A 1,803-nucleotide genomic window follows, 5' to 3' on the forward strand; every position below is an offset into this window, starting at 1 on the left:
CCCCGGACCTTGCCGTTGACCGACACCGGGATCTCGACCGAGTCGTCGACCAGCCACTGCGGATCGGCCACCGGGAACGGCTCGTAGGCCAGCGATCCGGGGTGGTCCAGGCGCGACCACAGCTCCTCGGCGATGTGTGGGGCGATCGGGGCCAGCAGCAGCGCCAGCGTCTCGGCCACCGTGGACGGCACGCCGCCGTCGGGGTAGGTCGAGGTGAGGTGGTTGGTCAGCTCGGTGATGCGGGCGATCGACGTGTTGAACCGCATGGTCTCCATGCCGTCGCGCACCGAGTCGATGGTGCGGTGCAGCACCCGGGTGGTGTCGTCGGACGGCGCCGCGGCCGAATCGACCCGGATCGAACCGGTGGTCTCGTCGACGAACAGCCGCCACACCCGCTGGAGCAGCCGGTACATGCCGACGACCGCGGTGGTGTCCCACGGTCGGCTCTGGTCGAGCGGGCCCGAGAACATCTCGTAGAGGCGCAGCGTGTCGGCGCCGTAGCGCTCGCACATCTCGTCGGGGGCGACGGCGTTCTTGAGCGACTTGCCCATCTTGCCCAGCTCCCGGTTCACGGGATCGCCGTCGATGGTGTAGCTGCCGTCGCTCTCGACCACCTGCGACGCCTCGACGTAGAAGCCGCGCTCGTCGGTGTAGGCGTAGGCCTGGATCATCCCCTGGTTGAACAGGCGACGGTAGGGCTCCTTGGACGACACGTGGCCCAGGTCGAACAGCACCTTGTGCCAGAACCGGGCGTAGAGCAGGTGCAGAACCGCGTGCTCGACACCGCCCACGTAGAGGTCGGTGCCGCCGCAGTCGCCGTCGAACTGGGGGCCCATCCAGTACTTCTCGTTGGCCGGATCGACCAGGGCCTGGTCGTTGTCGGGGTCGCAGTAGCGCAGCTCGTACCAGCACGACCCAGCCCAGTTGGGCATGGTGTTGACCTCGCGCCGGTAGGTCTGCTCGCCCTCACCGTCGCCCAGGTCGATGGTGACGGTGGTCCAGTCGGTGACGCGGCCCAGCGGCGGCTCGGGGTCGGAGTTCTCGTCGTCGGACGTCTTGGGGGTGAAGTCGTCCATGGGCGGCAGCACCACCGGCAGGGCGGTGTCGGGCAGTGCCCGCGGCTCGCCGTCGTCTCCCCACACGATCGGGAACGGTTCACCCCAGTAGCGCTGACGGCTGAACAGCCAGTCGCGCAGCTTGTACTGGACCTTGCCGGTGCCGAGCCCCTTGCTCTCCAGCCAGGAGGTCACGGCTTCCTTGGCCTCGGTCACGCTCAGGCCGTTCAGCGAGACCTCATCGTTCGATGAGTTCACGATGGCGCCGTCGCCCACATAGGCCTCGAGCCAGTCGGTGGTGGGTGCGCCGAGCGCGATGCCGTGACGCTCGAACCAGGCGTTGCCGGGCCGGACCGTCTCGATGATCGGCAGGTCGAACGCTCGGGCGAACTCGAAGTCGCGCTGGTCGCCCGACGGCACGGCCATGATCGCCCCGGTGCCGTAGCCCATAAGCACGTAGTCGGCCACGAACACCGGGATCGACTCGCCGTTGACCGGGTTGGTGGCGAAGCTGCCGGTGAAGACGCCGGTCTTCTCCTTGGACTCCGATTGGCGGTCCAGGTCCGAGCGGTTGCGGGCGACGGTGACGTAGTTGCCGACGGCATCGATGGGCGAGGTCGCCCCGCCCGTCCATGCCGCTGGCACATCTGCCGGCCACTGGCTGGTGGTGAGCGTGTCGACCAGCGGATGCTCAGGCGCGATCACCATGTAGGTGGCGCCGAAGAGCGTGTCGGGCCGGGTGGTGAAC

1 protein-coding gene is annotated in these 1,803 nt (G+C 68.4%); it reads right to left on the minus strand.

Features of this window, described 5'->3' with window-relative positions; all coding sequences use genetic code 11:
• The coding region (locus GX543_RS18700; RefSeq protein WP_290854135.1) for a class I tRNA ligase family protein at nucleotides 1–1,803 on the minus strand (1,803 nt) is incomplete at both ends.

This window comes from Gordonia sp. (in: high G+C Gram-positive bacteria), assembly GCF_012515855.1.
Lineage (GTDB): Bacteria > Actinomycetota > Actinomycetes > Mycobacteriales > Mycobacteriaceae > Gordonia.